This is a genomic window from Kitasatospora sp. NPDC090091, assembly GCF_044747365.1.
Taxonomy (GTDB): Bacteria; Actinomycetota; Actinomycetes; order Streptomycetales; family Streptomycetaceae; genus Kitasatospora.
Genome location: NZ_JBIVDY010000001.1, coordinates 219,469 through 244,501 on the forward strand (window position 1 = coordinate 219,469; position 25,033 = coordinate 244,501).

The 25,033-nt window shown below is 74.6% G+C and carries 23 protein-coding genes and 1 riboswitch; of the genes, 13 read left to right on the forward strand and 10 right to left on the reverse strand.

The genetic code is table 11. The features are described from left to right. The first annotated feature begins 152 nt into the window (after positions 1-152). Positions 153-1,211 (forward strand): hypothetical protein, encoded by a 1,059-nt coding sequence (locus tag ACIPSC_RS00985; RefSeq protein WP_400822038.1) that lies wholly within the window; start codon positions 153-155, stop codon positions 1,209-1,211. A 36-nt stretch (positions 1,212-1,247) separates the two neighbouring features. On the opposite strand, the gene ACIPSC_RS00990 is transcribed toward ACIPSC_RS00985, so the two are convergent. After that, positions 1,248-2,672, reverse strand: coding sequence for a glycosyltransferase 87 family protein (locus ACIPSC_RS00990; RefSeq protein WP_400822039.1), 1,425 nt, complete (start codon positions 2,670-2,672; stop codon positions 1,248-1,250). A 245-nt stretch (positions 2,673-2,917) separates the two neighbouring features. On the opposite strand from ACIPSC_RS00990, the gene ACIPSC_RS00995 reads away from it, so the two are divergent. Beyond that, on the forward strand, positions 2,918-4,066 hold the full coding sequence (locus tag ACIPSC_RS00995) for a glycosyltransferase family 4 protein (protein WP_400822041.1): 1,149 nt from the start codon (positions 2,918-2,920) through the stop codon (positions 4,064-4,066). A gap of 79 nt (positions 4,067-4,145) precedes the next feature. On the opposite strand, the gene ACIPSC_RS01000 is transcribed toward ACIPSC_RS00995, so the two are convergent. Further along, positions 4,146-5,939: an AMP-dependent synthetase/ligase gene (locus tag ACIPSC_RS01000; RefSeq protein ID WP_400822042.1), complete on the reverse strand. Its 1,794-nt coding sequence runs from the start codon at positions 5,937-5,939 to the stop codon at positions 4,146-4,148. A gap of 333 nt (positions 5,940-6,272) precedes the next feature. Between ACIPSC_RS01000 and ACIPSC_RS01005 the strand changes: the two genes are divergently transcribed. From ACIPSC_RS01005 to ACIPSC_RS01025, 5 genes are all read left to right on the forward strand, one after another. Further along, the gene (locus ACIPSC_RS01005) at positions 6,273-6,734 is read left to right on the forward strand and encodes an SRPBCC family protein (protein ID WP_400822044.1); all 462 of its coding nucleotides are present in this window, start codon (positions 6,273-6,275) and stop codon (positions 6,732-6,734) included. 22 nt (positions 6,735-6,756) lie between these two features. Beyond that, complete coding sequence (locus ACIPSC_RS01010; RefSeq protein WP_400822046.1) at positions 6,757-7,929, forward strand: ArsA family ATPase; 1,173 nt, start codon at positions 6,757-6,759, stop codon at positions 7,927-7,929. 211 nt (positions 7,930-8,140) lie between these two features. Then, on the forward strand, positions 8,141-8,500 hold the full coding sequence (locus ACIPSC_RS01015; protein WP_400822047.1) for a DUF5304 family protein: 360 nt from the start codon (positions 8,141-8,143) through the stop codon (positions 8,498-8,500). Positions 8,501-8,692: 192 nt separating this feature from the next. After that, on the forward strand, positions 8,693-9,637 hold the full coding sequence (locus ACIPSC_RS01020) for an ROK family glucokinase (protein ID WP_400822048.1): 945 nt from the start codon (positions 8,693-8,695) through the stop codon (positions 9,635-9,637). A 143-nt stretch (positions 9,638-9,780) separates the two neighbouring features. Next, positions 9,781-10,524, forward strand: coding sequence for an endonuclease/exonuclease/phosphatase family protein (locus tag ACIPSC_RS01025; RefSeq protein ID WP_400822049.1), 744 nt, complete (start codon positions 9,781-9,783; stop codon positions 10,522-10,524). A 54-nt stretch (positions 10,525-10,578) separates the two neighbouring features. On the opposite strand, the gene ACIPSC_RS01030 is transcribed toward ACIPSC_RS01025, so the two are convergent. Together ACIPSC_RS01030 and ACIPSC_RS01035 are read right to left on the reverse strand one after the other, a co-directional pair. Continuing rightward, positions 10,579-11,388: a hypothetical protein gene (locus tag ACIPSC_RS01030; protein WP_400822050.1), complete on the reverse strand. Its 810-nt coding sequence runs from the start codon at positions 11,386-11,388 to the stop codon at positions 10,579-10,581. Positions 11,389-11,398: 10 nt separating this feature from the next. After that, on the reverse strand, positions 11,399-12,193 hold the full coding sequence (locus ACIPSC_RS01035) for an alpha/beta hydrolase (RefSeq protein WP_400822051.1): 795 nt from the start codon (positions 12,191-12,193) through the stop codon (positions 11,399-11,401). A gap of 283 nt (positions 12,194-12,476) precedes the next feature. Here ACIPSC_RS01035 and ACIPSC_RS01040 point away from each other — a divergent pair, with 283 nt between their 5' ends. The 3 genes from ACIPSC_RS01040 to ACIPSC_RS01050 all read left to right on the forward strand — a co-directional run bounded on the left by ACIPSC_RS01040 (position 12,477) and on the right by ACIPSC_RS01050 (position 15,223). After that, positions 12,477-13,301, forward strand: a complete 825-nt coding sequence (locus ACIPSC_RS01040; protein ID WP_400822474.1) for a lysophospholipid acyltransferase family protein — start codon at positions 12,477-12,479, stop codon at positions 13,299-13,301. A 25-nt stretch (positions 13,302-13,326) separates the two neighbouring features. Beyond that, complete coding sequence (gene macS / locus ACIPSC_RS01045; RefSeq protein ID WP_400822052.1) at positions 13,327-14,520, forward strand: MacS family sensor histidine kinase; 1,194 nt, start codon at positions 13,327-13,329, stop codon at positions 14,518-14,520. A gap of 61 nt (positions 14,521-14,581) precedes the next feature. Beyond that, positions 14,582-15,223 carry a response regulator gene (locus ACIPSC_RS01050; RefSeq protein WP_395298683.1) on the forward strand — a complete coding sequence of 214 codons (642 nt, stop codon included), beginning with the start codon at positions 14,582-14,584 and terminating at the stop codon, positions 15,221-15,223. A 61-nt stretch (positions 15,224-15,284) separates the two neighbouring features. Here the strand turns inward: ACIPSC_RS01050 and ACIPSC_RS01055 are convergent, their stop codons facing one another. Next, positions 15,285-17,243, reverse strand: a complete 1,959-nt coding sequence (locus ACIPSC_RS01055) for an anthranilate synthase family protein (RefSeq protein WP_400822054.1) — start codon at positions 17,241-17,243, stop codon at positions 15,285-15,287. Positions 17,244-17,543: 300 nt separating this feature from the next. Between ACIPSC_RS01055 and ACIPSC_RS01060 the strand changes: the two genes are divergently transcribed. After that, the gene (locus ACIPSC_RS01060) at positions 17,544-18,881 is read left to right on the forward strand and encodes a class II 3-deoxy-7-phosphoheptulonate synthase (RefSeq protein ID WP_238740397.1); all 1,338 of its coding nucleotides are present in this window, start codon (positions 17,544-17,546) and stop codon (positions 18,879-18,881) included. A gap of 195 nt (positions 18,882-19,076) precedes the next feature. Then, positions 19,077-19,355 (forward strand): bacterioferritin-associated ferredoxin, encoded by a 279-nt coding sequence (locus ACIPSC_RS01065; protein ID WP_400822056.1) that lies wholly within the window; start codon positions 19,077-19,079, stop codon positions 19,353-19,355. A gap of 10 nt (positions 19,356-19,365) precedes the next feature. Here ACIPSC_RS01065 and bfr read toward each other — a convergent pair whose 3' ends face one another. Next, the gene (bfr, locus tag ACIPSC_RS01070; RefSeq protein WP_360184482.1) at positions 19,366-19,845 is read right to left on the reverse strand and encodes a bacterioferritin; all 480 of its coding nucleotides are present in this window, start codon (positions 19,843-19,845) and stop codon (positions 19,366-19,368) included. Between the two features lie 218 nt (positions 19,846-20,063). Between bfr and ACIPSC_RS01075 the strand changes: the two genes are divergently transcribed. Beyond that, positions 20,064-20,693, forward strand: coding sequence for a sulfite oxidase-like oxidoreductase (locus tag ACIPSC_RS01075; protein WP_400822058.1), 630 nt, complete (start codon positions 20,064-20,066; stop codon positions 20,691-20,693). A gap of 21 nt (positions 20,694-20,714) precedes the next feature. Here the strand turns inward: ACIPSC_RS01075 and pknB are convergent, their stop codons facing one another. The 4 genes from pknB to thiO form a co-directional block, all read right to left on the reverse strand. Further along, entirely contained in the window at positions 20,715-22,499 is a 1,785-nt protein-coding gene (gene pknB / locus ACIPSC_RS01080; RefSeq protein WP_400822060.1) for a Stk1 family PASTA domain-containing Ser/Thr kinase, read from the reverse strand. A gap of 175 nt (positions 22,500-22,674) precedes the next feature. Further along, positions 22,675-23,490, reverse strand: coding sequence for a thiazole synthase (locus ACIPSC_RS01085; protein WP_400822062.1), 816 nt, complete (start codon positions 23,488-23,490; stop codon positions 22,675-22,677). A gap of 3 nt (positions 23,491-23,493) precedes the next feature. Continuing rightward, the gene (gene thiS, locus ACIPSC_RS01090) at positions 23,494-23,703 is read right to left on the reverse strand and encodes a sulfur carrier protein ThiS (protein WP_400822064.1); all 210 of its coding nucleotides are present in this window, start codon (positions 23,701-23,703) and stop codon (positions 23,494-23,496) included. Next, the gene (gene thiO / locus ACIPSC_RS01095) at positions 23,700-24,869 is read right to left on the reverse strand and encodes a glycine oxidase ThiO (RefSeq protein ID WP_400822066.1); all 1,170 of its coding nucleotides are present in this window, start codon (positions 24,867-24,869) and stop codon (positions 23,700-23,702) included. Before thiO ends, thiS begins: the two co-directional genes overlap by 4 nt. Next, a riboswitch (TPP riboswitch) is annotated at positions 24,861-24,973 on the reverse strand. Its footprint overlaps the gene before it by 9 nt. Positions 24,974-25,033 lie beyond the last annotated feature (60 nt).

The window sequence follows — 25,033 nt, forward strand, 5'->3', positions numbered from 1 at the left end:
GGTCCGGGCGCCCGCCCGCCCCCGCCGAAGCCCCCGCCGACCCCGCGGCCCGCCGCTGCGCGCTGTCCCGGCGCGGCGCCCTGCTGCTCGCGGCCGGCGGGCTGGCCCAGCTGTCGCTGCCCTGGGCCGCCCCCGCCGCACCGGCGGGCGCGGTGGCGGCGGACCGGCGCTCCGAGGTCGCGGCGGTGCTGGCCGGGCGCGCCCGGGCTCTCGCCGCCGGGGCGGCCGGGGTGCCGCTGGCCGAGGCGGTCTACCGCAACCTCGTGCTGGGCCCGGCCGGTGCGCCGGACCGGGCGGTGGCCACCGCCGAGCTGGCCGTCCGGGTGGCCGGCCACGACGCGTACCCGGTGGTGCACCAGCGCCGGCTGGCGCTGCTGCGCACCGCGGCCGGCTGGCAGGTGGAACGGGAGGAGGGCGCGGGCGGCCCGCCCCCGCTCTGGGACCTCGGCGCGGTCGTGGCCGCGAACGGCGGGCACTGCCTGGTGCTCGGCCTGGCCGGCGGGCCGGACCCGGCCGAGCTCGCCGCGGTGGCCGACCGGGCCGTCCCGGCGGTGAGCGAGGTCTGGGGGAGCGACTGGCCCGGCCGGCTGCTGCTGCACCTGCCCGCCACCGAGGAGCAGTTCGCCCGGCTGCTGGAGGCCGACCCGGACGGCTGGACCGGCATGGCGGCCGTCACCACCGCGGCGTCCGGCGCGCCCTGGCACACCCCGGCCGACCGGGTGCTGGTCAACCCGGAGGCGTACGGCGGGCTGAGCGGCTTCGGCCGCCAGGTGGTCGTCACCCACGAGGCGGTTCACGTCGCGACCAGGGCCGACACCCGGGCCTGGACGCCGCTCTGGCTCTCCGAGGGCGTCGCCGACTGGACCGGCTACCGCGGCTCCGGCCGTACGCCGAAGCAGATCGCCCCCGAGCTCGCCCGTGACGTCGCGGCCGGGCGGCTGCCCGCGGCGCTGCCCGCCGACGAGGACTTCACCGCCGGAGCCGCCGGCATCGCCCAGGCGTACGAGCAGTCCTGGCTGGCCTGTGAGGTGGTCGCGCGCCGGTACGGCCCGGAGCGGCTGGTCGCGCTCTACCGGGCGGTCGGGGCGTCCGGCCCGGGGGGCGAGGACCGGGAGCCGTGGCTGGACCGCCTGCTCCGGTCGGAACTGGGGCTCGGGCTGGCCGAGTTCACCGCCCTTTGGCTGGCCGAGGTCCGGCGGCTCGCGGGCTGAGAGCCAGGTCGCCCTAAGGCGGTGACGGTCCGGTGGCTAGCGCCGCTCGCCGGTGGTGGCCGGGCGGTCGATGCCGTCCAGCAGGTCCTGCTCGTAGGCGATGCCGGGGCGCACCGGGTAGGTGCCCACCGGCTCCGGCCGCTCCAGCACCACGGTGGCCGGCAGCTGGCCCGGACCGCGGGTGGAGCGCCAGAGCCGGATGCAGGAGAGCACGGCGGCGGCCAGCAGCAGCAGGTTGCGCAGGGCCAGCACGGTGACAGCGCCCGGCTCGCTGCCGACCACCTTGCTGAACATCAGGGGGAACTCCACCAGGGTCAGCGGCGTCGAGGCCAGGATCAGCACCGCCACCGGTCGCTGGCTGCTGCCGCGCACGGTCAGGCAGACCGCCGCCACGCCGACCAGCCAGACCAGGTACTGCGGGCTGATCACCCGGCTGGTCACGGTGAAGACCAGCAGCGCGGCCAGCGCCGCGTCGTACATGGTCGCCGCGTTGCGGCGGCGGGCGGTGAAGCGCCAGAGCAGCAGCCAGCCGAAGCCCAGCAGGGTGCCGGCCATCATCACCTTGCCGACCACGTCCACCCACGGCCCGAGCATCTCCACCGAGCCGTAGTTCATCATCACCTTGCCGTCCCAGGCCCCGGCGATCCGGGCGAAGTGCAGCGGCAGCGCGCCGACCGACTCCACCTCGACGCCGCGGTCCTTCTGGAACGTCAGGAACTCGAACGCGCCGTTCATCCCGGCCGCGAGCAGGAAGCCCACCGAGACCGCGGCGGCCACCGCGGACGTCCAGGCGCGGCGGGTGCGCCGGCCGGACGGGGTGCCGATCAGGCCGAGCAGCGGCCAGATCTTGACGATCCCGCCCAGGCCCAGCAGCAGGCCGCCGAGCGCCGGGCGGCGGATCAGCGCCAGCAGGCCGGCCACCGCCACCGCGGTGACGATCACGTCGTACCGGTTGTAGATCATCGGGCCGAGCAGCGGCACGCCGGCCACCCAGACCCAGGCGCCGGTCAGCGCCCGGCCCTTGCGCACGCCGGCCCGGACCAGCAGGGCCATCGCCACCGCGTCCGCGACACCGCAGATCACCCAGAACGAGACCAGGTAGGACCAGGGGAGCAGCCCGGGCAGCATGATCACCAGGGCGGCGCCGGGCGGGTACTGCCAGGTGACGTCGTCCAGCGGGAAGGTGCCGGTCTGCAGCACGCCGTACCAGCCGTGGTAGATCAGCCAGACGTCGGCGGTGATGTCCCCGCCGGGCATCCGCAGCACACCGGTCACCAGCAGCACGAGCAGCGCCCGGGTGGCCAGCCAGGTCCCTCCCAGGGCGAGGAGCGCCCCGGTGCGCCCGACGGGGCCGCCGGGGGCACCTGGGGCGGGTGCGGGCTCCCGGCGGACGGCCAGGGCCGTGCCGGGGCCGTCCGCGCCGCTGGATGTGCCGGACTCGGTGGCCGGGGCCAACTCCACTGCGCTCCCTCGTTCGTCTCGGACGTCCCACCGGAGGCGCCGCGCGACGGGCGCCCGGGCGGTCGGTGGAGGGCGCTGCGCCGTCGTCCGGGCGGGCCCCACCGGCTGCCCAGTTACTAGGACAGACCCGGGGGTGGAACGGTTGCCGTGCGCGGATGCGTTCCCGGCGGGTCGTGGTGTTGACCTATCGTACGGATCACCCAGCGGTACACCGAGCACCCCCCGACCGAGCGAGCCGTGGCCCGATGCACAAGACCTTGATCGTCACCAACGACTTCCCGCCCAGGCCCGGCGGTATCCAGGCCTTCGTCCACAACATGGCTGTCCGTCAGCCCGCCGGGAGCATCGTGGTGTACGCCTCGACCTGGCGCGACGGCAGCGAGGTGGCGCGCTTCGACGCCGAGCAGCCCTTCCCGGTGATCCGGGACCGCACGAAGGTGATGGTTCCCACACCGCGGGTCACCCGCCGGGCCGCCGAGATCCTCCGCGCCGAGGGCTGCGACGGCGTCTGGTTCGGCGCGGCCGCCCCGCTCGGGCTGATGGCGCCCGCGCTGCGCCGTGCCGGGGCCGGCCGGCTGCTCGGCATGACGCACGGGCACGAGGCGGCCTGGGCCCAGCTCCCGGCCGCGCGGCAGCTGCTGCGCCGGATCGGCGCGGGCACCGACACCCTGACCTACCTCGGCGAGTACACCCGCTCCCGGATCGCCGGCGCCGTCGGCCCGGAGGCGGCCGCGCGGATGGTGCAGCTGCCGCCCGGCGTGGACGAGACGACCTTCCACCCGGAGTCCGGCGGGGCCGAGGTGCGCCGCCGGCTCGGCCTGGCGGACCGGCCGGTGGTGGTCTGCGTCTCCCGCCTGGTGCCGCGCAAGGGCCAGGACACCCTGATCGAGGCGATGCCGCAGATCCTCGCCGACGTGCCGGACGCCGTGCTGCTGATCGTCGGCGGCGGCCCGTACCGGGCGGACGTGGAGAAGCTCGTCGACGCCCGGGGCGTGCGCGGCTCGGTGATGTTCACCGGCTCGGTGCCGTGGGAGGAGCTGCCGGCCCACTACGGCGCCGGGGACGTCTTCGCGATGCCCTGCCGCACCCGGCGGGGCGGGCTGGACGTCGAGGGCCTGGGCATCGTCTACCTGGAGGCCTCGGCGACCGGACTGCCGGTCGTGGCCGGGGACTCCGGCGGTGCGCCGGACGCCGTGCTGGAGGGCGAGACCGGCTACGTCGTCCCGGGCGGCTCGCCGGCCGCGTCGGCTGAGCGGATCGTCCGGCTGCTGAAGGACGAGGAGCTGCGGCGCCGGATGGGCGAGGCCGGCCGCCGCTGGGTGGAGCGCTCCTGGCGCTGGGACCTGCTGGCCGGGCGGCTCACCTCGCTGCTCGCCGGCTCCGACCGGCCGTAGGGCCCTGTCCTGGGCCCGCGTACGGCCGGTGCGGCCCGCCCCACCGTTCAGGGGGCGGGCCGCACCGGGGTTCGGGGGGTCAGCGCTGGTAGATCGCCTCGACGTCGGCGGCGAAGTCCTTCAGCACGACGTTGCGCTTGAGCTTGAGCGAGGGCGTGAGGTGCCCGCTCTCCTCCGAGAAGACGGTGTCCAGCAGGCGGAACTTCTTGACCGCCTCGGCGTGCGAGACGGCCGCGTTGCCGTCGTCGACCGCGGACTGGATGGCGGCCAGCAGGTCCGGGTCCTCGCGGAGCTCGGCGAGCGTGGCCGTGGCCGGCTTGCCGTTCAGCTCCTTCCACTTCGGGAAGAAGTCCTCGTCCACGGTGACCAGGCAGCCGATGAACGGCCTGCGGTCGCCGACCACCATCACCTCGCCGATCAGGGCGTGCGCCCGGATCCGGTCCTCGATCACCGCCGGGGCGACGTTCTTGCCGCCCGCAGTGACGATGATCTCCTTCTTCCGGCCGGTGATGGTGAGGTAGCCCTCGGAGTCCAGCGAGCCGATGTCGCCGGTGGCGATCCAGCCGTCCTGGAGCGTGGCGGCGGTGGCCTCCGGGTTGTTCCAGTAGCCGGTGAACACCTGCGGGCCCTTGAACAGGACCTCGCCGTCCTCGGCGACCCGGACGGCCGAGCCGGGCAGCGGCTGGCCGACCGTACCGATCTTCGGCTTGTCCCACGGGTTGAAGGCGGTGGCCGCGCAGGTCTCGGTGAGGCCGTAGCCCTCCAGGACGGTGAAGCCGATGCCCCGGTAGAAGTGGCCGAGCCGCTCGCCGAGCGGGGCGCCGCCGGAGATCGCGTGGGTGGCGCGGCCGCCGAGCGCGGCGCGCAGCTTGCTGTAGACCAGCTTGTCGAAGACCGCGTGCTTGATCCGCAGGACCAGGCCGGCGCCGCCGGCGTCCAGCGCGCGGCTGTACGCGATCGCGGTGTCGGCGGCCTTGTCGAAGATCTTGCCCTTGCCGTCGGCCTGGGCCTTGGCGCGGGCGGTGTTGAAGACCTTCTCGAAGACTCTGGGCACGCCCAGGATCAGGGTCGGCCGGAAGGCCGCGAGCTCGGCGGTGACGTCCTTGATGTCCGAGACGTGGCCGAGCTTGATCGGCGCCATCGCCGGGGCGATCTCGGCGATCCGGGCCAGCACGTGGGCCAGCGGCAGGAAGAGCAGCACCGAGCTCTCGCCGGTGCGGAACAGCGGCGCCAGGCGCTCGACGACGTTGCCGCACTCGGCCATGAAGTTGGCGTGGGTGAGCTGACAGCCCTTCGGCCGGCCCGTGGTGCCCGAGGTGTAGACGATGGTGGCGATCGCGTCGGCGTTCGCCACCGAGCGGCGCTCGTCGACGGTGGCCTCGGCGACGTCCTGCCCGGCCGCGGCCAGCGCGCCCAGCGCGCCGTTCTCGATCTGCCAGGTGTGCTTCAGCTCCGGCAGGCGCTCGCGGACCTCCGCGACCACCGCGGCGTGCTGGTCGGTCTCGGTGAGGACGGCCACCGCCCCGGAGTCGCCGAGGATCCACTCGACCTGTTCGGCCGAGGAGGTCTCGTACACCGGCACGGTGATCGCGCCGGCGGTCCAGATCGCGAAGTCCAGCAGCGTCCACTCGTAGCGGGTGCGGGACATCAGCCCCACCCGGTCACCGGGCCCGATGCCCGCGGCGATCAGGCCCTTCGCGGCGGCGCGCACCTCGACCAGGAACTGGGCGGCCGTCAACTCCTGCCACTGGCCGTCCACCTTGCGGCTGAGCACCGCGACGTCGGGGTGCCGCTCGGCGTTCTGGTGCACGAGGTCGGAGAGGTTACCGCCGCTCGGTACCTGGTAGAGGGCCGGAAGGCTGAAGTCGAGCAAGACTGCTCCTCGTTCGCGACGCTGCGGGACGGCAGGACGTTACTGCCCGGTAGGCAGCTTCGACCAGGGGGGTCGGCTCCGGTGTTCGAAGTGTCACACCTTTACCCGTCCGACCAGGCCGTGACCGGGTCGTTCGACTGGCACCCTACGACAGCGCCCCGGTGACCGGCCGGTAGCCCGCCGCCCCCGCCGCGACCGGCCCGCCCGGAGCGTCCCGGGCGGGCCGAGCCCCGGGCCGGACGGCGGCCCCGGGCGCGATAGCCTGCTCCGGGCGCACCCGACCGAGCAGGCTCGGCCGGGCCGGCAGCAAGGGACGACGCGGAGGGCCATTCCATGGCGGAGCACACCAGGTCGAGCATCACCATCGACGCGACCCCGGCGGCGGTGATGGCCGTGATCGCCGACTTCGCCGCCTACCCGGCGTGGACCGGCGAGGTCACCGAGGTCGAGGTGCTGGAGCGCGACGAGAACGGCCGCGCCGCCCAGGTGCGCCTGGTGCTCGACGCCGGCGCGATCCGCGACGAGCACGTCCTCGCCTACACCTGGGACGACGACCGCGAGGTCGGCTGGACCCTGGTGCGCAGCCAGATGCTCCGCTCGCTGGACGGCTCCTACGCGCTCGCCCCGCTCGGCGGCGACCGCACCGAGGTGACCTACCAGCTCGCCGTCGACGTCAAGATCCCGATGCTCGGCATGATCAAGCGCAAGGCGGAGAAGGTCATCATCGACCGTGCCCTGGCCGGCCTGAAGAAGCGCGTCGAGGACACCGGCGCCGAGAAGCGCGCCGAGGGCTGACACCGAGGAACGGGGGCAGGGCATGACGGCGACACGCACCATCCTGGTCAGCGGCGACGCGGCGGCACCCACGGTGGCGGCGGCCACCGCGCTGCACGCCGCCCGGCAGGGGCACCGCACCCTGCTGCTGGCCGCCGACGACCCGCACCGCACCCTGGACACCGCCCTCGGTGTCCGGCTGGAGGCGGAACCCACCGCCTGGGCCCCCGGGCTGCACGCCCTCCGGATCGACGAGCAGGCCGCCTTCCGGCACACCCTCGGCGAGATCGGCGGCCGGCTCAAGCCCGCCCTCGACCTGCTCGGCGCCGACCCGCTCGACCCGGAGGAGCTCACCGCCCTCCCCGGCACCGCCCGGCTCGCCCTGCTGCGCGCCCTGCCCGCCGCCGAGGCCGACGTCCTGGTGGTGCTCGCCCCGCCGCCCGCCGAGCTGATCGCCACCCTCGCCCTGCCCGAGCAGCTGGAGCGCTACCTCGCCCGGCTGGTCCCCGAGCAGCGCCAGGCGGCCCGGGCGCTGCGCCCCCTGCTGGCCGGCCTCGCCGGGGTGCCGATGCCCGCCGACTGGCTGTACGAGATCCGGACCAGGGCGGCCGACGCGCTCGGCGCCGCCCGGGCCGCGATCACCGACCCCGGCACCAGCGTGCGGCTGGTCGCCGGCGCCGACGGCCACCCGTTCGAGGAGCTGGGCCGGATCCGCGCCGGGCTGGCCCTGCACGGCCACCGGCCGGACGCCGTCGTCCTCGACGGCGTGCTCCCGGACGCCGCCGCCGACTCACCGGACCCGTGGCTGGCCGGGCTGGCCCGCCGCCGCCGCGAGGAGCTGGCCGAGCTGGCCGCGGCGAGCGACGTCCCGGTGCTGGCCACCGGCCCCGCCGAGGCCACCCTGGAGGCCGTCGCCGACCGCCTCTACGGCACCGGGCCCGGCCCGGCCCCGCTGGCCCCCGGGCCGTGGACCGTCGAGGACCGGCTGGCCGAGGAGGGCCTGCTGGTCTGGCACCTCGCGCTGCCCGGCGCCGAGCGCGCCGACCTCGACCTGGTCCGCCGCGGTGACGAGCTGGTGGTCGGCCTCGGCGCCCACCGCCGGATCCTCCCGCTGCCCTCGGCGCTGCGCCGCTGCACCGTCGCCGGCGCGGGGCTCCAGGACGGGGCGCTCGCCGTCCGTTTCGCGCCGGACCCGGCGCTCTGGCCCCGCGGCTGACCCCGGCCGGGCCCGACTGAGGCCTGCCCGGCTGAGGCCTGCCCGGCCGGTGCTGCCGGGTGCTTCCGGTCCCGCCCGGCCTGGACGGCCCGGCCCTGCCCGGCCGGTGCTGCCGGGTGCGCGACGAGATCGACCGGACGGAACCCGTCGGGCTGTCCGGTAGCGTCGGAGCCAGAGGCCGCGGGCGCGGCCGGAGCCGAGGAGACGCGCGATGACCACCGCCGACGACCGCACCGAGCAGGCCGCCGAGCACCCCTTCGGCCCGGAGCTGGGCCCGCTGGTGGACGAGGTGCGCCGGCTGGCCGCCGCCGTCGGCCAGAAGGCGCAGGAGGCGAGCGCCGACACCCTGATCTCGCTGGCCGGCTTCGCCGACCGCCTGCGCGAGCAGCAGCCCGACGTCTACGGGCACCTGGCCGCCGCGGGGAGCGGCCTGGCCTCGGCCGGCGCCGAGCTGGTGGCCGCCTACCGGGCCGCCGTGGCCGGCCACGAGCACCGCTGGACCGCCGGCGATCCCGCCCGCAGCGAGCGCATCGACCTGGACACCCCTGACGGGCCGTCCGACAAGCAGTGAAGCCCTGACATCCGACTGGTGATCGGCCGGATCCCGACCGTGACAAACCGGGTGGGAATGTACGACTTTTGAAGGAGTCCGGCGCGGTTGCCGCCAAATTGTCTTCGGTTAATGTATGCGACGGTGTGTACGGGGGCTGGGTTGGGCGGTAGCGTTCCGTCCAGCGGGAACGAGTGAATAGCTGAGGGACACATGGCTCTGACCATCGGCGTCGACGTCGGCGGGACCAAGATCGCGGCAGGCGTGGTCGACGAGGCGGGCGAGATCCTGGCCAGGACCAGGGTGCCCACCCCGGCCGACCCCCAGTGGGCCGTCGACGCCATCGCGCAGGCCGTACGCGAGCTCAAGGAGCAGTACCCCGACGTGGTCGCCGCCGGCATCGGCGCCCCCGGCTTCGTCGACCGCAGCCGCTCCACGGTGATCTTCGCCCCCAACATCGACTGGGAGGACGAGCCGCTGCGCACCCGGATCGAGGAGCTCACCGGCCTCGACACCGTGGTCGAGAACGACGCCAACTGTGCCGCCTGGGCGGAGTTCCGCTTCGGCGCCGCCGCCGAGCACGAGGACATGGTGCTGATCACCGTCGGCACCGGCATCGGCGGCGGGATCGTGCTGGACGGCCGGATGCACCGCGGCCGGTTCGGCGTGGCCGGCGAGATCGGCCACCTCAACATGGTCCCGGACGGCCTGCCCTGCGGCTGCGGCGGCCGGGGCTGCTGGGAGCAGTACGGCTCCGGCCGGGCGCTGCGCCGCTACGGCCGCGAGAGCGCCGCCGCCGACCCGGTCCGCGGCGCGCGGATGCTGGAGCTCAACGACGGCGTGGCCGAGACCATCCGCGGCATCCACATCACCCAGGCCGCCGAGGAGGGCGACCCGCTCGCCCTGGAGTGCTACGCCGAGCTGGCCGACTGGCTGGGCCGCGGCATGGCCGACCTGGCCGCGCTGTTCGACCCCGGGGTGTTCGTGCTCGGCGGCGGCGTCTCCGACTCCGGCCGACTGCTGCTCGACCCGGTCGCCAAGGCCTTCGAGCACTACCTGACCGGGGGGGTGCACCGCCCGCGCGCCGAGGTGGTGCTCGCCTCGATGGGCTCGGCCGCCGGCATCGCCGGTGCGGCCGACCTGGCCCGCACCGTCTGACCGCGGGCCGCACCCCCGACGGCGGCGCGGCCGGAGCCCCCGGAGCTCCGGTCGCGCCGGCGCCGTGTTTCCGCCCCGCCCGGCGGGCCCGCTGCCGTACGGTCGTCACCGGAGCGCCACCGGACGCACGGGGAGGACCGCGCATGACCACCGGACCGACCGAGCTGCCGCCGCCCGGACCGGGACGGCTGCGGTTGCTCAGCTACAACATCCGCTCGCTGCGCGACGACCGGCACGCCCTGGTCCGGGTGATCCGGGCGTGCGAGCCGGACATCGTCTGCATCCAGGAGTCGCCGCGCTACTGGCGCCCGCAGGGCCGGGCGGCCTGGCTCGCCCGGGAGACCGGCACCGTGGTGCTGGCCGGTGGCGGCCGGATCGCGGCCGGCCCGCTGCTGCTCGGCCGGATCGCGGTGGACGTGCTCGGCGTGCACGACCGGCTGCTGCCCAAGACCCGCGGCCTGCACGCTCGCGGCTTCGCCGGCGCCCTGGTCCGGGTGGCCGGCTCGGTGCCGTTCTCCGTGACCAGCTGTCACCTGAGTCTGGACCCGGACGAGCGGTACGGCCAGTTCGGGATGCTCCTCGACCAGCTGCGATCCGCCGGCCCCGGGGTGGTGGCGGGCGACTTCAACGAGCACCCGGACGGGCCCGGTTGGAGCCTGCTGGCCGAGCGGTTGCAGGACGGCCACCTCGCCGCGCCCTGGGGCGGGGAGTTCACGTCCGTCCCGGAGAACCCCTACCAGCGGATCGACGCCGTCTTCGCCACCCCCGACGTCCGGGTCCTCGCCTGCGGCGTCCCGCACGGGCTGCCCGGGGTCACCGGGGCCGACCTGCGGGCCGCCACCGACCACCTGCCGGTGCTCGCCGTCCTGGAGCTGCCGACCGGCTGAGCCGCCGCGGCGGTGCAGGAGCGGACGTCTGCCGCCCCGGACGAGGGGCGCCCGTCAGACGACGGCGCCGCCGTGCGGGTCCTCGGGCTCGTCCTCGTCGCGCTCCTTCATCCGGACCACCAGGGTGACGAAGCCGCCGAGGAAGGCCGTCACACCGACCCAGGCCGGCCAGCCGGAGACCTCGCGCCAGACCACCGCGTCGAAGAGCAGCAGCGCCGGACCGCCGAGCACGGCCAGCCAGGCGAACTTGGCGGTGGTGTCGGCCGGGGGCAGCGGCGGCGGCTCCGGCGGGACGAAATGCTCCTCGTCGCTCTCCGCGGCCAGCTCGAAGTCGCGCGGGCCCGAGCCGGCGGCGGGCATCACCGGCCGGCTCGACCGGGGGCGGGGCTGCGGGGCGAGGTCGGAGAGGTCGTCCGGATCGGTGCGCGGCCCGGCGCCGTCCTTGAAGCCGCCCTTCAGCTCGCCGCGGGCGCGCAGGTCCTCGATCTCCGGCCAGTCCGGGTTGTTGAGGTCGACGGGGTCGTCGAACTGGGCGACCAGCGCGGCGAAGATCTCGTCCTGCTCGGCCTGGCTGCGCTCGGGCGCACGCCGCACCCGCGGCGGCTCGGCGGCCCCCCGGGCCGCGCCCTCGGCGCCGGAGCCGCCCGGCTCCGCCTTGTCCGGGTCCGCGCTGCTCCGGTCCGCCTTGTCGAGGTCGGTGCGGCCCGCGTCGGCCCGGCCTGTGTCCGCCCGGCCGGCGTCGGCTCCGGCCGGCCCGGCTCCCGTGGCCCCGGCGGCGGCCGCCCTGGTGTCCTCCGCCTTCGTGTCCTGCGCGTCCTCGCGGGGCGCCTCGTCCTCGCCGCCCGCCGTGCTGCTCTCGTGCACTTCCGGCCCTTCAGCCCTGGTGATCGTCGGATTCGACCCGGGTGGCGCCCGCCGTGTGCGCGGAAGCCAGCCGTCGGATGAAGTCCCCACTGGCCGCGAATATTTCCGGCGCGTCGTGGTCCAGCGTCGCGACGTGGTAGCTGCGCTGGCACAGCCGCTCCGTCACGTCGGTCGAGGATATCCGGGCCAGCACCAGTTCGGAGTTGGCCGCGGAGACGACGTGGTCCTGCGGGCTGTGGAAGAGCAGCACCGGCTGGGTCACCTGCGGCAGCCGGCCCTGGACCTCCTTCCAGAGCCGGGCCAGCGACCACGCGGCGTGCAGGGGCGTCCGGTCGTAGCCGACCTCGACCGCGTCCGGCCGGGCGATGTCGTTGGCCACCCCGGCCAGGCTCGGCACCAGGTGCCGCAGCACCGGCAGCAGCACACTCGCGGGGTTGTCCGAGCGCACCGACGGGTTGACCAGCACCAGCCCGGAGACGGCCGGGCCGTGCAGCGCGGCCAGCCGCAGCGCCAGCGCGGAGCCCATCGACAGCGCGCAGACGAAGACCTGCTCGCACTCGGCCGACAGCGCCAGCAGTTCGCGCTCGACCTCGGCGTACCAGTCCTCCCAGCGGGTGACCTGCATGTCCTGCCAGCGGGTGCCGTGCCCGGGCAGCAGCGGCACCGAGACGGTGAAGCCGGCCGCCGCCAGCTCCTCGGCCCACGGGCGCAGCGACTGCGGCGAGCCGGTGAACCCGTGGCAGAACAGGACGCCCACCGGCCCGCCCCGGTGGCGGTACGGTTCGGCACCGGGCAGCAGCGGCATGGCGGACTCCTTCGCGGGCGGGGACGCTGGAGGTCGGTCGGGAACGCTGGAGAGCGAGGACGCGGGGGCGGCGCCGGGAGGGGCGCGCGGGAGCGGGAGCTGCGGGAACCGCATCGTCCCACGGGTGCGCCCGCGCCGTACACCCCGCGGGACGGGGGCCGGACGCCCGGTGGCGGAGTCCGCCGAGCGGCCCGCCGGGGCGGGGCGGGGCGCGGGCGGCGGTCGCGGGGCATTAGGATCGACCGGTCCGCATAACAGGAGGCCCGGGTTGTTCTACCGACTGATGAAGATGATCGTCGCGCCACTGCTTCGGATCTTCTTCCGGCCGTGGATCGAGGGCGAGGAGAACATCCCCGCCGAGGGTGCCGCGATCATCGCGAGCAACCACCTCTCATTCTCGGACTCCTTCTTCTTCCCCGCGCTGATCAAGCGCCGGGTGACCTTCATCGCGAAGGCCGAGTACTTCAACACCCCCGGTGTGAAGGGCAAGCTGACGGCCGCCTTCTTCAAGGGCGTCGGCCAGCTCCCGGTCGACCGCTCGGGTGTGCGCGGCGCCGGCGAGGCGGCGATCCGCAGCGCGATCGCGGTGCTGGAGCGCGGCGAGCTGTTCGGCGTCTACCCGGAGGGCACCCGGTCGCCCGACGGCAAGCTCTACCGCGGCAAGGTCGGCGGGCTGGCCCGCGTCGCGCTGGCCACCGGCGCGCCGGTGATCCCGGTCGCGATGATCGACACCGAGAAGGTGCAGCCGCCCGGCCAGGTGGTTCCCAACTTCGGCATCCGTCCCGGCATCCGGATCGGCCGCCCGCTGGACTTCTCCCGCTACCACGGCATGGAGAACGACCGCTTCATCCTCCGTTCGGTGACGGACGAGGTGATGTACGAGATCATGCGGCTCTCCGGCCAGGAGTACGTGGACATCTACGCGACCGCCGCCAAGCGGCAGATCGCCGACGACAAGAAGCGCGCGGACGCCGAGCGCAAGGCCGTCCAGAAGGCCGAGCAGGCCGCCGCCAAGGCGGAGAAGGCCGAGGCGGAGAAGGCCCAGAAGGCCGCCGAGCAGGAGCAGAAGGCGGCCGAGCAGGACCAGAAGGAGAACGGGTCGGCCTAGGCCCTGGGCGGGGGAGGGACGGGCGATGACGGACGGCAGCAGAACCGGGGCGGTCGGCGGGGCGGTCGCAGCGGGCGGCATGTCCGTCGAGCTGCCGCTCTGGCGGGCCATCTCGTTCTTCCGGGTCCTGGCGCTCACCTACGCGGTGCTGCGCTACCTCGACTCCTATCTGTCCTTCCACCACCCCGTCGCCGGCTGGATCTACCTCGGTGCCCTGACGCTCTGGACGCTGGCCAGCACCCGCGCCTTCGCCGGGCCGCAGCGCTGCACCTGGTACGTGCTCGGCACCGACCTCACCTTCGCCGTCACCGGGATCGTGATGAGCGGGCTGACCGACGATCCCGACCGGATCAGCCACGGCGCGCCCACCCTGCCCACCATCTGGGCGGCCGGCACCGTGCTCGGCTTCGCCGGCAAGGGCGGCTGGCGCTGGGCGGCCGCGGCCGGCTCGGTGATCGGGGTGGCCAACATCCTCGGCCACGGCGGCCCGACCGGCGACAACATCCACAACATCGTGCTGCTGATGGTGGCCGGCTGCGCGATCGGCTACGTGATCGAACTGGCCCGGGCCAGCGAGGCGACGCTCACCCGGGCGCTCCAGGTGGAGGCCGCCACCCGCGAGCGCGAGCGGCTCTCCCGGGACATCCACGACGGCGTGCTCCAGGTGCTCGCGCTGGTCCAGCGGCGCGGCGGCGAGCCGGGCGCGGACTTTGCCGAACTCGGCCGGCTGGCCGGCGAACAGGAGCGCGCGCTGCGGGCGCTGATGAGCGGCGGCCCGCTGCCGGCCCAGCGCACCCCGCTGGAGCCGCAGGACCTGCGCACCCTGCTCGGCCCGTACGCAGACGAGCGGATCACGCTCTCCGCGCCGGGCACCCCGGTGCTGCTGCCCGCCCCGGCGGCGGGCGAGCTCGCGGCCGCCGTCGGCGCCGCGGTGGACAACGTCCGCCGGCACGCCGGGTCCGGGGCCCGCGCCTGGATCCTGGTCGAGGACGAGCCGGACGCCGTCACGGTCAGCATCCGCGACGACGGCCCGGGCTTCGCGCCCGGCCGGCTGGGCGAGGCGGAGCGGGCCGGCCGGCTGGGCGTCTCCCAGTCGATCCGCGGCCGCCTGCTGGACCTCGGCGGCACGGCCGAGCTGTACTCGGCGCCCGGGGAGGGCGTCGAGGTCGAACTCCGCGTCCCCAGGAAGGGCTCCGATGACCGACCAGCCGACCACTGACGGGCCGACGACCGACGGGCCGACGGCCGAGCAGCCGGGGGCCGGCCGGCCGGTGCGGGTGATGGTCGTGGACGACCACCCGATGTGGCGCGACGCCGTCTCGCGCGACCTCGCCGAGGCCGGGCTGGACGTGGTGGCCACCGCCGGCGACGGCGAGGAGGCGGTCCGCCGGGCGCGGGCCTGCTCGCCGCAGGTGGTGGTGCTGGACCTCAACCTCCCAGGGCTGTCCGGTGCCGAGGCCTGCCGTCAGGTGGTCGCCCAGGACCCGTCGGTGCGCGTCCTGGTGCTCTCGGCGAGCGGTGAGCACGCGGACGTGCTGGAGGCGGTGAAGTCCGGCGCGACCGGCTACCTGGTGAAGTCGGCCGGCCGGGAGGAGCTGCTGGACGCGGTGCGCCGGACCGCCGTGGGCGACGCGGTGTTCACCCCCGGCCTGGCCGGGCTGGTGCTCGGCGAGTTCCGCCGGCTGGCCGCCGAGCCCGCCGCGCCGACCGCGCCCGCGGTGCCGAAGCTGACCGCCCGGGAGACCGAGGTGCTGCGGCTGGTGGCCAAGGGCCTGTCCTACCGTCAGATCGCCGACCGGCTGGTGCTGTCCCACCGCACGGTGCAGAACCACGTCCAGAACACCCTGGGCAAGCTCCAGCTGCACAACCGGGTCGAGCTGGTCCGGTACGCGATCGAGCAGGGCCTGGACGACGGGATCTGAGCAGGGCCTGGACGACGGGGTCCGAGCGGGGCGCGCCGGCCGGCGCGCCCCGCTTCCCTCCTCAGCCGTGGACGGCGGCGGCCTGCTGCAGGAGGCCGGCGACGATGTCCACGCCGTTGCGGGTGAGCACGGACTCCGGGTGGAACTGCAGCCCGGCGAAGCCGGGGCCGCGCAGCGCGTGGACGTCGCCGGTCAGCGGGTCGCGGGAGAGCTCGACCCCCTCGGCGGCGAGCCGGGCGGCGTCCTCGTCCGAGGCGCGGGCGGTGAACGTGTTGTAGAAGCCGACCGTGCGCCGGGTGCCGAAGAGGTCGATCACCTCCTGCGCGCCCTGGAAAGGGACGGCCTTGCGGGCCAGCGGCAGCCCGAGCGCGTCCGCGAGCAGCTGGTGACTCAGGCAGACGGCGAGCAACGGCGCGGTCCGGGTGCCGGCCCGGGCGGCCGCCAGCGCGTCGGCGACGACCGGACGGAGCACGGCCATCTTGGCGTCGTCGGCGGCCGCCGGGTCGCCCGGACCGGGGCCGAGCACCAGCGGGCCGCGGTGGGCGGCGACCTTCGCGCGCAGGCCGGGCTCGTCGTAGCGGACCACACCGACCCGGTGGCCGAGCGAGCTCAGCAGGTGGGAGAGCATCGCGGTGAAGGTGTCCTCGCCGTCCACCACCAGGGTCGGCTCGGCCAGGGTGGGCACGGCCGGCTCCTGCATCCGCAGCCAGAACGGGGCCAGGCCGGCGCGCCGCGCGTCCAGCGCCGCCTGGACGCGGTGGTGGTCGGCGAGCCGCGGGCCGACCGGGCCCGGCACCCGGGCGGGCGCCGGGCGGGCGCCGATCGCGGTGAGCACACCGGCGGCCTTGGCGTGGGTCTCGGCCACTTCGGAGGCCGGGTCCGAGTGCCGCACCAGGGTCGCGCCGACCCGGACCACCAGCCGGCCGGTCGCCGGGTCGATGTCGGCGGCCCGGATGCAGATCGGCGAGTCGAGCAGCTGGCCGCCGCTGGCGGAGCGGCCGATCAGGGCCAGCGCACCGGCGTAGTAGCCGCGCCCGCCGCGCTCGTAGCGGCTGATCACCCGGGCCGCGTTCTGTACCGGGCTGCCGGTGACGGTGGCGGCGAACATGGTCTCCTTCAGCACCTCGCGGACGTCCAGCGAGGTGCGGCCGCGCAGCTCGTACTCGGTGTGCGCGAGGTGGGACATCTCCTTCAGGCGCGGGCCGAGCACCTGGCCGCCGAGGTCGCCGACGGTGCACATCATCTTGAGCTCCTCGTCGACCACCATGGTGAGCTCCTCCAGCTCCTTGGGGTCGTGCAGGAAGGCGAGCAGCGAGTCGAGGTCGGCGCCGCCCGCCGGATAGCGGTAGGTGCCGGAGATCGGGTTCATCACGACCGTCCCGCCGCTCTGGCGCACGTGCACCTCGGGGGACGCGCCGACCAGGACGCGGTCGCCGGTGTGCACCAGGAAGGTCCAGTAGGCGCCGCGCTCCTGCTCCAGCAGCCGGCGGAAGAGCGAGAGCGCGAGCTCCGGCGAGCAGTGTCCGCCGGCGGCTCCGTCACCCGCGCCCAGGGTCGCGGTGAAGTCGCGCCGGATGACGAAGTTGGCGCCCTCGCCGCGGCCGATCTCGTCCTCGATCACCCGCCGGACGATCGCGGCGTACTCCTGGTCGTCGATGTCGAACGAACCGCCGGAGAGCGGGACCGGCACCCGCGGGAGCAGCGGGGCGAGCTCGGCCAGCGGCACGGCGTACTGCTCGGCCACCGAGAGGGCCCGCAGCGGGGTGGCGTCGTCGTGCACCTCGAAGCCGCGCTCGCGGAGCTGGCGGAAGGGGACGAGGGCGAGCAGGTCGTGCACCGGGCCGTCGGCGGGGACGCCCTCGCGGACCGGCAGGTCGGCCAGGTGCTCGTAGTCGCCGACGGTGCCCAACAGCACCTCGACGGTGTCCGGCGCGAGCCGGGGCGTGCGGCGGTGCAGCAGGGCGAAGGCGGGTGCGTCCGGGCCGGTGAGGCGGGCGAGCAGGTCGGCGGCGGTGGTCACGTGCGGCTTCCTTCCGGGTGGAGGGCGGGGTGCGGTGCTGGGTTCCGCTCCCGGGAGGGCCGCCTGGTGAAACGCCGACGGCCGCCCCGGGGGGCGGCCGTCGTGTTCGTCTAGGAACGCGCGAGGAGGGGGCCGCCCAAGGGGTCGGCCCACCAGGAGAAGCAGGTGTGCGGCGCGTTCATGCGTCGAGACTAGCGGATGCGGCGGACCGGGTGAGGCCGGTCACGCGAATGTCCGCGACGTGTCTCATCCCTCGGGCAACGGTCACAAATCGGTTGTCGCACCCCGTAGCCTTGCCGTGTGACCGTGACGAATCCCCACCCCTGGCAGTCCCTGCCCGCGGCGCAGCAGCCTGAATGGCCGGACCAAGAGGCTCTGCGCAAGACCCTTGCCGAGCTCGCCTCGTATCCGCCGCTCGTCTTCGCCGGCGAGTGTGACCAGCTGCGCGCCCGGCTCGGTGCCGTGGCGCGTGGTGAGGCGTTCCTGCTGCAGGGCGGCGACTGCGCCGAGGCCTTCGACGGCGTCTCGGCCGAGCACATCCGGAACAAGCTGAAGACCCTGCTGCAGATGGCGGCCGTGCTGACGTACGCCGCCTCCGTGCCCGTGGTGAAGGTCGGCCGGATCGCCGGGCAGTACTCCAAGCCCCGCTCCAAGTCGACCGAGACCCGCGACGGCGTGACCCTGCCGGTCTACCGGGGCGACTCGGTGAACGGCTTCGAGTTCACCCCGGAGTCGCGCATCCCGGACCCGGAGCGCCTGAAGCGGATGTACAACGCGTCCGCCGCGACGCTCAACCTGGTGCGCGCCTTCACCACCGGTGGCTACGCGGACCTGCGCCAGGTGCACGCCTGGAACCAGGACTTCGTGCGCAACTCGCCGGCCGGCCAGCGCTACGAGCAGCTGGCCCGCGAGATCGACAACGCGCTCGCGTTCATGAACGCCTGCGGTGTCGCGCCGGAGGAGTTCAAGACCGTCGAGTTCTACTCCTCGCACGAGGCGCTGGTCCTGGACTACGAGACCGCGCTGACCCGCGTGGACTCGCGCACCGGCGAGCTGTACGACGTCTCCGGCCACATGGTCTGGATCGGTGAGCGCACCCGGCAGCTGGACCACGCGCACATCGAGTTCGCCTCCCGGATCCGCAACCCGATCGGTGTGAAGCTCGGCCCGACCACCACGGTCGACGAGGCGCTGACCCTGATCGAGAAGCTGGACCCGGAGCGCGAGCCCGGCCGGCTCACCTTCATCACCCGGATGGGTGCGGGCAAGATCCGCGACCACCTGCCCACCCTGGTGGAGAAGGTCACCGCCTCGGGCGCGCAGCCGGTCTGGATCTGCGACCCGATGCACGGCAACACCTTCGAGGCCTCCAGCGGCCACAAGACCCGCCGCTTCGACGACGTGCTCGACGAGGTCAAGGGCTTCTTCGAGGTGCACCGCGCCCTCGGCACCCACCCGGGCGGCATCCACGTGGAGCTGACCGGCGACGACGTCACCGAGTGTGTCGGCGGTGGCGACGAGGTGCTGGTCGACGACCTGCACCAGCGCTACGAGACGGCCTGCGACCCGCGGCTCAACCGCAGCCAGTCGCTGGACCTGGCGTTCCTGGTGGCCGAGATGTACCGCGGCGGCCACTGAGCGACGGCGCCCGCTCGGACGAGCGGATGTGAGCGAAGCCTCTCCGGTCTCGGGACATCCGAGGCCGGAGAGGCTTTTTCGCGCCCGCTCCATTGGGTAAGGTGAGGCTTAGTGAGCTAAGGCAAGCCTTAGTCAAGATCGTTTCAGGCCGAAGAGGCCCGCACCACCCCGGGAGAGACCGCGATGTACGTGTGCATGTGTCATGCGGTCACCGAGGACCAGGTGAAGAAGGCGATCGACGCGGGGGCCGACACCCCGCGCCAGATAGCCAAGGGCTGCCGGGCCGGCACCGACTGCGGCTCCTGCGTCCGCCGGATACAGGCCCTGCTGGGCGAGCACGGCGCGCGGCCGTGCCCGACCGCCCGGCTCGCCGCCAGGCTGGGGCTCGCCGATCCGGAGGCCGCGCCGTCGGAAGCAGCCCCGTCGGCCGCGTCGGCCGCGCCCGTCCCGCCCACCCCGCTGCGCGCGGCCTGAGCGGAGCGGCTCAGGACTCCGGCTGCTCGATCAGCTGGGCCAGGTAGAGCGCCTCCCCGAGCTTCTCCAGCAGCTCCAGCTGGGTGTCGAGGTAGTCGATGTGGTGCTCCTCGTCCGCCAGGATGTCCTCGAAGATGTTGGCCGAGGTGACGTCGTTCTTGGCCCGCATCACCACGATCCCGCGCTTCAGCCGGTCGATCGCCTCGACCTCGACCTGGCGGTCCGCCTCGAACATCTCCTTGACGGTCTGGCCGATCCGGACGTGGAAGAGCCGCTGGTAGTTGGGCAGCCCGTCCAGGAAGAGGATCCGGTCGGTGAGCGTCTCGGCGTGCTTCATCTCGTCGAACGACTCGTGCCGGGTGTACTTGGCGAGCTTCGTCCAGCCGAAGTTCTCCTGCATCTTCGCGTGCAGGAAGTACTGGTTGATGGCGGTCAGCTCGGCGGTGAGCTGCTCGTTGAGGAATTCGATGACCTCTGCGTCGCCCTTCATGGCGGCTGCCTTCCTGCTGTGTGTCCGGATCCTCGGCCGTACCTCCCGGCTGCACGCATCCTGGCACCGTGATGGGAAGAAATTCCAGTAAGTTCACACTCACTAGGACATGTGTCGGAATATCCGATTTAGGCCGTTCCTTGGCCCGTACGGGCGGGCGTACGGCCCCGGAAAGGGGCGCGCGCCGGGCGTCGCCCGCCGTCTGTCACCATGGAGCCATGGGTCAGTCCGAACGAGAACCGCTGCCGTCGTCTGACCCCAGGCTCCCGCCCGGCCAGCGCCGACAGCGCGGCTGGCCGGCCCTGCACTACGGCCCGGTGCCCCGTTTCAAGCCGCTGACCTGGGACTTCCAGGTGTTCGGCGCGACCGCCTCGGCGGAGAAGCAGAGCTGGGACTTCGCCGGCTTCACCGCCCTGCCGCGCACCACCGTCCGCGGCGACCTGCACTGCGTCACCAAGTTCTCGCTGCTCGGCAACGAGTGGACGGGTGTGCCGGCGTCCGAGGTGCTGGAGCGGGTGCCGCCGGCGCCGGGCGTCACCCATGTGATGGTCTGGGCCGAGTACGGCTACAGCGCCAACCTGCGGCTGGCCGACTTCGCCGACCCGTCGGCCGTCTTCGCCACCCACCGCAACGGCGAGCCGCTGAGCGCCGAGCACGGCTTCCCGGTCCGCCTGGTCGTGCCGCACCTGTACGCCTGGAAGGGCCCCAAGTGGGTCCGGGCGGTCGAGTACATGCGGGCCGACCGGCGCGGCTTCTGGGAGGAGCGCGGGTACCACAACCTCGCCGACCCGTGGCGCGAGCAGCGCTACTCCTACCAGGAGGAGCCCGGGGACGGCCCGCTGCGCTAGCGACCGTCCGGCCCGGGCCGGCTACAGGAACGGGAAGGTGACCGTCACCACGGTGCGCTGCGCGCGGCGCTCGCCGGCCGCGGGGGACTGGCTGGACACCTTGCCGGTGCCGAACAGGTTGACCCCGCTGCTCTGCATCACGAACCCGGCGGCCTGCAGCGTCCGCGCGGCGTCGTCCTTGGACATCCCGGTCACGTCCGGCACCGGCATCATGCCCTTGCTGACCACCAGCGAGACCGGCGTGTTCTCCGGCACCTGCTGCCCCGCCGCCGGCGAGCTGCTGATCACCGCGCCCTCGGCCACCGCGTCGTTGTACGTCTCGGTCACCCCGCCGCGCGCCAGCTGGGCGCCGGCCAGCGCGGCGGCGGCCTGGTCGGCCGGCTTGCCGGCCAGCTCGGGCACCGCGATCCGCTTCGGGCCGCGGGAGACGGTGACGCCGACCGCGTCGCTCTTGCGGGTCCGGGCGCCGACCCCCGGGTCGGTGGAGATCACCTGCCCGGCCGGCACGGTCTCGCTGTAGACCTCGGTGAACCGCCCGTGCATGCCCGCGCCGTCCAGGATCCGCTGCGCCTCGGCCCGGTCCTTGCCGAGCACGCTCGGCACCGTCGTGTACAGCGCCGAGGAGAGCGCGTACGTGGCGCCGCCGACCAGCAGCACCAGGGCGGTCAGCACGGAGGTCCAGATCAGCGGCCTGCGGGGGAGCCGGCGCAGCCGGCCCGGCCGCGGGGTGCGGGCCGGCGGGGGCGGCTCGTCGTAGGGGCGCGGCTCGGTGAGCAGCTGCTCCATCACCTCCGGCGGGACGTCCAGCACGCTGGTCCGCTCGACCGGCGGCGCGGGTACGGCGGGCTGGATCACCGAGGTCGGCTCGCTGGTCGGGTACTGCGGGCTGGGCCGGGTGGAGGCCGGCGGCTCGGCGTCCAGCTGGGCCGGGGTGAGCGTGCGGCGCACCCGCTGGAGGGCGGCCAGCAGCTCGACCGCGTCGTACGGGCGGGCCTGCGGGTCGCGCGAACAGGCGGCGGCCACTATGGCGTCCAGCTCGGGAACGACGCTCGGCACGGCGAGCGACGGCGCGGGGACGTCCTCGTGCAGGTGGCGGTACATGACCTGGACCGGGTTCTCGCCGGTGTGCGGGCGGTGGCCGGTCAGCATCTCGTAGAGCAGGATGCCGGCCGCGTAGACGTCGACCCGCTGGTCGGTCTCGGCGCCGGGGCGGATCTGCTCGGGCGCCAGGTAGGAGACGGTGCCGAGCACGGTGCCGGTGGTGGCGGTGCCGGACGTCGCCGCGCCGTCGCCCGCGTTGAGCACCCGGACCAGGCCGAAGTCGGCGACCTTCACCAGGCCGCCGTCGGTGATCAGCACGTTCTCCGGCTTGACGTCGCGGTGGACCAGCCCGGCCCGGTGGGCGGCGCCGAGCGCGGCCAGCACCGGCTCCAGGACGTCCAGCGCGGCCCGGATGGACAGCGCGCCGCGGTCGCGCAGCAGGTCGCGCAGGGTGCGGCCGGGCACGTACTCCATGGCGAGGAAGACGGTGCCGCCGTCGGCGCCCTGGTCGAAGACGTTGACCACGTTGGGGTGGGCGAGCCGGGCGACCGCCTTGGCCTCGCGGATGAACCGGCCGGTGAAGCCCTCGTCGCCGGCCAGCGAGGGGTGCATCACCTTGAGTGCGACGACCCGGTCGAGCCGGGTGTCGGTGCCCTTGTAGACGGTGGACATCCCGCCGGATGCGATGCGCTGCTCGACCCGGTAGCGGCCGTCGAGGAGGGATCCGATCAGGGGGTCGTGCAGTGCCATGTCCGCCTTGTCCACCCGGCGAGTCTAGTGGCGGGGCCGGGGCACGGCGCCGCCCCCGGGGGCACACGCCGGGCTTCGTGGCCGGGCTGTGACAGTGCGCCGGTGCCGCGCGCGCCGGTCCAGGGCGGCCGGCCGAGGCGGGCGGGGCCCGCGGTGGGAGGGGCGCCCCCCACTGCGGACCCCGGCTCCGTCAGAACGCCGGGCGTTCGCGGGTGTCCAGGTCGGCCCGGCCGGCCATCGCCGAGGAGGCCTCGGCGTGGAAGCGGCGCGGGATGCGGCCGGCCCGGTGGGCGAGCCGGCCGGCCTCGGTGGCGTGCCGCATCGCCTCGGCCATCAGCACCGGGTCCTGGGCGCGGGTCACCGCCGAGGCGAGCATGACGGCGGAGCAGCCCAGCTCCATCGCCAGCGCGACGTCCGAGGCGGTGCCGGCGCCGGCGTCCAGGATGACCGGGACGCCGGCGCTCTCCACGATCAGCTGGAAGTTGTGCGGGTTGCGGATGCCCAGGCCGGAGCCGATCGGCGAGCCCAGCGGCATGATCGCCGCGCAGCCGACGTCCTCCAGCTTCCGGGCCAGCACCGGGTCGTCGTTGGTGTAGGGCAGCACGGTGAAGCCGTCGTCGACCAGCGTCTCGGCGGCGTCGAGCAGCTCGATCGGGTCCGGCAGCAGGGTCCGCTCGTCGGCGATGACCTCCAGCTTCACCCAGTCGGTGCCGAGCGCCTCGCGGGCCAGCCGGGCCGTCAGCACGGCCTCGCCGGCGGTGAAGCAGCCCGCCGTGTTGGGCAGCACCCGGATGCCGTTGCGGGTCAGCACGTCCAGGACGGAGCCCTGGGTGCCGGGGTCGACCCGGCGCATCGCGACGGTGGTCAGCTCGGTGCCGGAGATGCGCAGTGCCTGCTCCAGCACCTCCAGGCTGGGGGCGCCGCCGGTGCCCATGATCAGGCGGGAGCCGAAGGCCGTCCCGGCGATGGTGAGGACGTCCTTGTCGTCGGGGGTGGTGTCGGCCATCGGTCAGCCCCCCTGGACGGCGGTGAGGATTTCGATCCGGTCGCCCGCCGAGAGCCGGGTCTCCGGCCACGAACTGCGCGGCACCACGGCCTCGTTGAGCGCGGCGGCGACGCCGGAGTGGGCCGTGCTCAGGGTGGCCACCACCTCGGCGAGCGTGGTCGCTGCGGGCACCTCGCGGGGCCGGCCGTTGACGGTGAGTGGGATGTCGCTCATGCGGGGACCTTCGTGGTGAAGCGAGTGGGGGAGAAGGGTTCGGCGAGGGCCGGGACGGTGCCGGTGGCCAGGTACTCGGCGAGCAGGTCGGCGGTCACCGGGGTGAGCAGCACGCCGTTGCGGTAGTGGCCGGTCGCGGCGACCAGGCCGGGCAGGGCGGTCGGCCCGAGCAGCGGCGCGTTGTCCGGCGAGCCCGGGCGGAGTCCGGCGGAGGTCTCCACCAGCGGCAGCTCGGTGATCCCGGGGACCAGCTCGTGGGCGTCGCGCAGCAGCTCGTAGACGCCGCCGGCGGTGACGGTGGTGTCGTAGCCCTGTTCCTCGCTGGTCGCACCGATCACCAGCTCGCCGTTCTCGCGCGGGACCAGGTAGAGGTGCTGCCCGCGCACCACCGCGCGGACGTTGCGGGACAGGAACGGCCGGTACGGCGCAGGGATGTGCAGTCGCAGGATCTGGCCCTTGACCGGGCGGATCGCGGGCAGCACGCCCGGGGGCAGGCCGGGCAGCCGGTGGCTGTGCGGGCCGGCGGCGAGCACGGTCCGCCCGGCCGTCACCACCTCCCCGGTGGCCAGCCGGGCGCCGGCCGCCCGGTCGTGCTCGACCAGCAGCTCGGACGCCTCGGCGCGGTGCACGACGACGCCCGCGGCCTCGCAGGCCTGCAGCAGCGCGCTCAGCAGCCGGCGGCCGTCCACCTGGTGGTCGTCGGCGACGTGCAGGCCGCCGCGGACGCCGGGCGCCAGCATCGGCTCCAGCTTGCGGGCCTCCCGGCCGGTCAGCCACTGCGAGTCCAGGCCGAGCCGCTGGTGGAAGGCGTGCAGCTCGCGCAGTTCCGCGCGGTCGTCGGAGTCGAGCGCGACGGCCAGCGTGCCGCAGCGCCGGTAGCCGGTGTCCGCCCCGCCGCTCGCCTCGGCGAGCTCGGCCGCGAAGTCGGCGTACCGCTCGTTCGAGGCCATCCCGAGCCGCAGCAACGGCTCCTCGCCGTACTGGAGTTCGGTGACCGGGGCGAGCATGCCGGCCGCGACCCGGGCGGCGCCGCCCCCGGGGTCCGGGTCGACCACGATAACGCGCCCGACCCCGCGCTGCGCCGCGCGCCAGGCGACGGCGAGGCCGATGACGCCGCCGCCGATCACCAGGACGTCGGCATGGGTACCCGCTGCCGAGCGTGTCAAAGTCGCTCTCCCTTCGCCGGTATGACCCGGATCAGGTTCGGACGGTCGCGGGCCGTGCCAGCCCGCCTCTCAGCCCGGTACGCCGGGCTCCCGTGATGGTGCCCCCACCATAACTCCGGGCCTGGTCACGGCTGAAGGCGCGTACGAGGGGTGGGACGGGCCCG